The organism is Thermosynechococcus sp. OHK43 (assembly GCF_014466085.1).
Classification (GTDB): domain Bacteria; phylum Cyanobacteriota; class Cyanobacteriia; order Thermosynechococcales; family Thermosynechococcaceae; genus Thermosynechococcus.
The window spans coordinates 1-5,801 of sequence record NZ_JACOMP010000072.1 but is presented as its reverse complement, the minus strand read 5'-3'; the positions used below and the strand labels follow the sequence as shown (position 1 = coordinate 5,801).

At 55.7% G+C, this 5,801-nt stretch carries 5 protein-coding genes; 4 read left to right on the top strand and 1 reads right to left on the bottom strand.

Going from position 1 to position 5,801, the window contains the following annotated elements:
* The 4 genes from H8Q75_RS03145 to H8Q75_RS03130 form a co-directional block, all read left to right on the top strand.
* On the top strand, positions 1-1,351 hold a 1,351-nt coding region (locus H8Q75_RS03145), incomplete at its 5' end, for an Hsp70 family protein (protein WP_297040426.1).
* Between the two features lie 50 nt (positions 1,352-1,401).
* Positions 1,402-2,382 (top strand): J domain-containing protein, encoded by a 981-nt coding sequence (locus H8Q75_RS03140; protein ID WP_297040424.1) that lies wholly within the window; start codon positions 1,402-1,404, stop codon positions 2,380-2,382.
* Between the two features lie 3 nt (positions 2,383-2,385).
* Positions 2,386-3,471 carry an acyl-CoA dehydrogenase family protein gene (locus H8Q75_RS03135; protein WP_024125160.1) on the top strand — a complete coding sequence of 362 codons (1,086 nt, stop codon included), beginning with the start codon at positions 2,386-2,388 and terminating at the stop codon, positions 3,469-3,471.
* Entirely contained in the window at positions 3,452-4,030 is a 579-nt protein-coding gene (locus H8Q75_RS03130) for a DNA-3-methyladenine glycosylase (protein ID WP_024125159.1), read from the top strand. The genes H8Q75_RS03135 and H8Q75_RS03130 overlap by 20 nt, the downstream gene beginning before the upstream one ends.
* Here H8Q75_RS03130 and H8Q75_RS03125 read toward each other — a convergent pair.
* Positions 4,027-5,712, bottom strand: a complete 1,686-nt coding sequence (locus H8Q75_RS03125) for a SulP family inorganic anion transporter (protein ID WP_297040421.1) — start codon at positions 5,710-5,712, stop codon at positions 4,027-4,029. The genes H8Q75_RS03130 and H8Q75_RS03125 overlap by 4 nt on opposite strands.
* Between the last annotated feature and the right edge of the window lie 89 nt (positions 5,713-5,801).

Here is a 5,801-nt window from a genome sequence, read left to right as displayed (position 1 = left end):
TGATTTTGACAAGAAAATTGTGGACTGGCTGGCCGAGCAGTTTCTCGAACAGGAAAAAGTGGATTTACGGCGCGATCGCCAGTCGCTGCAACGGCTCACTGATGCTGCCGAAAAAGCCAAAATTGAACTTTCCGGCCTACTGGAAACCAATATCGATCTGCCCTTTGTCACTGCCACAGCAGAGGGGCCGAAACACATTGAAACCACCCTCAGTCGTCGCCAATTTGAGGACCTTAGCCAAGACCTACTGCAACGGCTGCGCTATCCGGTCGAACAGGCCCTGATGGACGCCCATTTAACCCCCAGTCAAATTGATGCCGTGGTACTTGTGGGTGGTGCGACGCGGATGCCCATGGTGCAGGATCTGGTGCGGCAGATGATTGGCCGTGAACCGAAGCAAAATGTCAACCCCGATGAAGTGGTGGCTGTCGGTGCTGCGATTCAAGCAGGGATTCTCGCAGGGGATGTGAAAGATATCCTGCTGTTGGATGTAACGCCCCTTTCCCTAGGGGTGGAAACCATTGGCGGCGTGACTAAGGTGCTGATTCCCCGCAATACGACGATTCCGGTGCGTCGCTCCGATATTTTTTCAACCTCAGAAAATAACCAAAGCCAAGTAGAAATCCACGTGGTTCAGGGGGAGCGGGAACTGGCAGCCCACAATAAGTCCCTGGGACGCTTTAAGTTAACCGGCATTCCGCCAGCGCCTCGGGGGGTGCCCCAAATTCAAGTGTCCTTTGACTTGGATGCCAATGGCCTGCTCCAAGTGGTGGCCTTGGATCGCTTTAGCGGCCGTGAGCAAAGTGTGGTCATTCAGGGGGCATCAACCCTGAGTGAAGAGGAAATTCAGCAGATGCTCTTGGATGCTGAGTCCAATGCAGCGGGCGATCGCCAGCGGCGGGCCCGCATTGAGAAGCGCAACCGCGCCCAGGATTTGATGAACCGAGCTGAACGCCAATTGCGGGAAGCGGCTCAGGAATTTGGCTATCAATTTGCCGCTGAGCAGCGCCGTGGTATTGAGGCTCTAGTGCGGCAATTGCAGGAGGCCATTCGCAATGAGGACGATCGCCAGATTGACCTCACCTACGCTGCCCTTGAAGAGCGGCTCTACGACTTTGTCCGTCAACTGCGCCTGAGGGAAGAGGAGGCGGAAGACGATGAAGAGATCTTTAAGCTGCCCAACCTTAGGGAAGCGGTGAATAAAGGTCTCGATGCGGTGCGGGGTCGAGAGCGGCGGCGCGATAATTATGAGGATGAATGGGATGAGCCACCCCGCACGCGGCGTTCCCGCAGCTACTCCCAGCGCAGTGATTCAGCCCCATGGGACGATTGGGATGACGACGACTGGTAGGGCTTTTTTGTATTCTTTGCGGCAACTGTGAGTGTAGATTAGGACTGTCGATGCGTAATTTTCGAGATTACTACCAGCTTTTGGGCGTGGATCGGGATGCCAGCCTTGAGGAGATTAAGCGCGCCTATCGGCGGCTGGCTCGGCGGTATCATCCCGATCTGAATCCCGGCGATCGCGCCGCTGAAGAGAAGTTCAAAGACATTAGTGAAGCCTACCAAGTCCTCAGTGATCCGGCTCGCCGTGAGCAATACGATCGCTACGGTGAATATTGGTCACAGCCTGGCTTTCGCACTCGCCCTTCCCAACGCACCCCTATGGCTCGTCGCAATGGTACTAGTGTTAGGGAAGAACCCGACCTCAGTGAAGATAATTTTCAAGAGTTTTTGGATCAACTGTTGGGTCGGCGATCGCCCCGCACTTCTACGGTTTCTGCGGATCCCCCCAGTCGCTCGTCTACCATAGAGACAGACTACTTTCGCCCCGGCACCGTCAAAACCGTCTATACCGCTGTGAGTCGTCGCGATGCTGAAGCCACCCTAGAAATCCCCCTCGAAAAAGCCTACGAAGGAGGACGGGAGCGGATTCGCCTTGGAGATGGGCGCTCCCTAGAAGTGACGCTGCCACCGGGGATGGTTACCGGTCAGCGGATTCGGCTGCGGGGTCAAGGCACTGGTGGCGGTGATCTTTATCTGAAAATTCAAGTGACTCCCCATCCCCTCTTTCGCCTGGAGGACTATGACATTGTCTGTGAACTGCCCGTGACCCCCAGTGAGGCTGCCCTTGGGGGGCAAATTGAAGCTCCGACCCTGGATGGTTGGGTAAAAATGATGGTTCCAGCAGGGGTACGGACAGGACAGCGTTTGCGACTGGCGGGTAAAGGCTACCCTCGTCCCGATGGCGATCGCGGTGACCAACTGGTGGAAATTGTAATTACGCTGCCGCCCCAACTGAGCGATGCCGAACGGGATCTCTACCGGCAGCTTCAGGCCATTGAGTCCTACAACCCCCGTGCCCATCTGGCCTACTCCTGAGCTATGGATGCCCTAGCTTTTGCTGATTTGGCAGCGCAGCCTCTTCTCAAGGACATTCAGACATACCTCACTGGCGTGGTCGCTCCCATGGCCAACCGCCTTGATCAGCAAAACTCCCTTTTATCGGAGAGCCTGCAAGCCTTAGGAAACTTGGGCATTTTTCGTTTGGGGGTACCCAAAGCAGTCGGGGGATTGGAGTGCGATCGCCGTACGCTGTGGCATTTGAGCTTACAACTGGCACAAACCTCCGGTGCCCTTGCCTTTTTGGTGGCACAACATCAATCCGCCTTGGGCATCATTCTCGAACACCCTGAAGGGAGCGTTGCCCAAGCCTACTTGGCGGACTTAATGAAGGGGCAGGTGTTGGTGGGTATCAGCTTTTCCCATCTGCGCCACAACCTAGGGGAGCTGCAAGCTCAACCCACCAGTGAGGGCTATCTCCTGCGGGGAACGTTGCCCTGGCTCAGTGGCTTTCAGCACATGACAATGTTTATCGCTGCCGCTCCCCTACCGGATCAGCGTATTCTCTTTGCCCTCATGCCTTTTATCAACGCCCAACAGGCCGGCGGCGGCATTTTGCACCTCTCATTGCCCCTACCTCTAGCTGCTGTGCCCTCAACCCAAACGGTGCAGGCAGAGCTGGTGGATTGGTTAGTCCCGCCGGCAGAGGTGGTGGGTATCGCTGCGGCAGATTGGCTGGCTATTCGCGATCGCCAGCAGTTGCTGCGGGGCAGTGCCGCCCCCATGGGCTGTGCCCGTGCTAGTTTGCAGATTCTAGCCGAGAGTGTCGACGCCAAAGACCTCTATCACCACTTGCGCGATCGCTGGCACCGCCTTTACGACCAGATTCAAAGGGAGCTAGAGGAGGTCAATCCCCCCTACCATGCCCAACTGCGCGCCGCCGCCATCCACCTTGCCGTCCAAGCAGCTCAAGCTGCCCTGATTACAACGGGTGGCAGTGCCTTAATGTTGAGTCACACCGTGCAGCGTCTCTATCGTGAAGCAATGCTCTACACCGTCTCTGGCTTGAATGGGCCGCTACGCCATGCCTTGATGGAGGATTTGTGGCTTGAACAGAGTTTCCATTGAGCAAGACCAGTGTCTGCCCCTTGATTGGTTTGCTCGTCCTGCCCCAGTGGTCGCTGAAGAATTACTGGGGTGTATTCTCGTGCGCCAACAGGCCAATGGTCAGCTCTACCGTGGCCGCATTGTCGAAACCGAGGCCTATATGGCAGGGGATCCCGCTTGCCATGGCTACCGTCGCCAAACTGCTCGCAATGCTCCCATGTTTGCGGCACCGGGCACCATCTATGTCTATCAAATCTATGGCATTCACCACTGCTTGAATATCGCTAGCGATCGCCCAAACTTTGCCAGTGCTGTTCTCATTCGTGCCCTAGAGATGCTCAGCCCGCCCTTGCCGCCCCCTAGGGCCGCTGGTCCGGGAAAACTGTGCCGAGTCCTGGGGATCGATCGCCGGCTTTCTGGCCTGATGCTAGGGCAAGAGAGCGGTCTCTGGTTAGAAAAACCACCCCAGCCCCTGACAGACCCGGTGGTGCAGACCACCCGCATTGGCATTTCCCAGGGGCAGGAGATTCCGTGGCGGTGGTATGTGCAGGGAAACCCTGCCGTCTCCCGCTATTCCTAGCTACCCGTTGTCACCTCCAGCAATTCCTTTGGTTGGCGAAGAAACTGGATGGCCTTTTCAAGGGCTTGTCGGCGATCGCTCACCACATGATCAGCGGGCAACCGATCCAAAATGCGAAAGCGTTGGAGCCGCTGTTGCACCTTATCTGCCGAACCATTCACCAGAAAAATCGCTAAACCATGCTTTTGCGCCTCTTGGATGAGCGACTCAATGGCCAGCGCTGCCGTCACCCCCAACAGCGGCACACTGCTGACATCCAGAATCAGCACCCTATAGTCCGCCATGATTGCCTGCCGCTGCGAAATTGCCCAAGCGGAGCCAAAACTCATCGGGCCCCCAAGGTGGAGGAGCAACAGTTGACCCTTAGCTTCGTGGAAGAGTGCTTTTTCCTCGGCGGTCAGGGGTGCTTGATCATCAGCGTGGGTAATCGCCTTCACCTCCTCCGATTGCAGATCCGCCAAGCGCTTGATCGTCAGCATATTGGCAATAAAGACGCCAACCCCCACAGCTACAATTAAGTCCACAAAGACAGTCAGCAGCATCACGCCATACATAATGAAAGCCGCCCGCAGCGACAGGAGGTGGGCACGTTTGAGAAAATTCCAGTCGATGATGTCAATCCCCACCTTGATTAAAATCCCCGCCAAGACCGCATTGGGAATCGGTTCCGTCAACGGTGCAGCCCACAGCACCACCATCAGCAGAATCACGGCGTGGATCATACCCGATAAGCAGGTGCGTCCTCCCGCTTGAATATTCACCACTGTGCCCATCGTGGCACCGGCACCGGGCAGACCACCAAACAAGCCAGACAGCAGGTTACCAATACCTTGGCCAATCAGTTCCTTATTGGAATCATGCTGGGTACGGGTAATGCTATCGGCAATCACCGAGGTAAGGAGCGAATCAATACAGCCGAGCATCCCCAGCATTGCCCCGTCCACAATCATCGTTTTCAGAGCAGGCAGCGTAAAAGTCGGCGGCACAAACTCTGGCAGACCAGTGGGAATTGTGCCAATGCGGGCCAAACCGGCATCCGCAAAAAAGACCACTGATAGAATCGTGCCCAAAACCAAGGCGAGGAGCTGTGGCGGCACAAGCCGACGAATTTTCTGGGGTGTGAAATAAATGAGTCCAAGGGTGAATAAGCCCAAAGTAAGGGCCGCTGGGTTCAGTGTTTGAATCCACTCTGGCAAGTTTTGCACTGCCCCCAAGACCCCACCTTTACTGCTGTGCCCCAACAGTGGGCCAATTTGCAGCAGGATCATGATCAGGCCAATCCCCGACATAAAGCCAGAAATCACGGTGTAGGGCATGAGGGTGATGTATTTGCCCAGCCGCAACAGACCAAAGAGGATTTGAAAACAGCCCGCTAGCATCACCACCGTAAAGGCCATGGATAACCCCTGTTCGGGATATTCACTGGTCAGTCGGGTGATCACTGCCGTAATCACGACGGTCATTGGCCCTGTGGGATTGGAAATGAGTGTTGGCGTGCCCCCAAAAAGAGCTGCAAAAAAGCCAAGAAAGACCACGCAGTAGAGTCCCGCCGTTGCACCAGCCCCAGAGGTGACCCCAAAGGCCAAGGCCATTGGCAAGGCAACAATGGCGGCAGTTAGCCCACCAAAGAGATCGCCACGCCAATAGCGAAAGTGAACTCGATTAACTAAATTGGTTAGCATTTCTGTCCCTTTTGGCGAATTTAGAGAGGGTTTCATAGCTAGAGCATGATTGAGAGGAACCCCTAGCCCTGAGGGAGTATCCTTGTACC

What these genes read in the sequence shown, in the direction of transcription:
- H8Q75_RS03140 (WP_297040424.1), top strand. Translation starts at nt 1,402, where the DNA reads ATGCGTAATTTTCGAGATTACTACCAGCTTTTGGGCGTGGATCGGGAT.
- H8Q75_RS03135 (WP_024125160.1), top strand. Translation starts at nt 2,386, where the DNA reads ATGGATGCCCTAGCTTTTGCTGATTTGGCAGCGCAGCCTCTTCTCAAG.
- H8Q75_RS03125 (WP_297040421.1), bottom strand. Translation starts at nt 5,712, where the DNA reads ATGCTAACCAATTTAGTTAATCGAGTTCACTTTCGCTATTGGCGTGGC.